The organism is Aminobacter sp. P4_D5 (assembly GCF_056401815.1).
Genome location: NZ_JBFUIP010001169.1, coordinates 1 through 567, shown reverse-complemented (window position 1 = coordinate 567; position 567 = coordinate 1). Strand labels below are relative to the sequence as shown.

The following is a 567-nucleotide window of genomic DNA, read 5'->3' as shown; positions in this document are numbered from 1 at the left end:
GAAAAATCCTGGTTGCAGGCGGACTGGTCGATGCGGCGCTTGCGGCCCCATTCCGTCTCGATCGGCTCCACCGCGATGCAGTTCGAGGCGCGCGAGCAGTCGCCGCAATCCTCGCAGACGCGCGGATTGATGACGGCGCGCTTCCTCGCCTTGGGCGCAAGGTCGCGCTTGCGCTGACGACGGCGCTCGGTCGCGCATTGCTGGTCGTAGATGAGCGTGGTGACGCCTGGCACCTCGCGCAGCATCCGTTGCACCTCGTCAAGCTCGGCGCGGGGATGGAAACTCGTGCCCGTGGGAATCAGCGGGTCGCCCTGGTGGCGCTCCGGGTCGTCGCCGACGATGGCGACGCGCTGTGCGCCCTCGGCCCAGACCTGCGCGGCGATGCGCGGCACGGTCACCTCGCCCTCCGCGGGCTGCCCGCCCGTCATGGCGACGGCCGAGTTCACCAGGATCTTGTAGGTGATGATGGCCTTGGCCGCGATCGCCGCGCGGATCGCCATCGCGCCCGAATGCGCATAGGTGCCGTCGCCCATATTGGCAAAGACATGCGGCGTCTCCGTGAAGTGC

Annotated in this window: 1 pseudogene; it reads right to left on the bottom strand. The window is 68.6% G+C overall.

The features are described 5' to 3' along the window. Window positions 1–567: pseudogene (locus tag AC1DWF_RS37300) on the bottom strand (indolepyruvate ferredoxin oxidoreductase family protein); the annotation flags it as partial.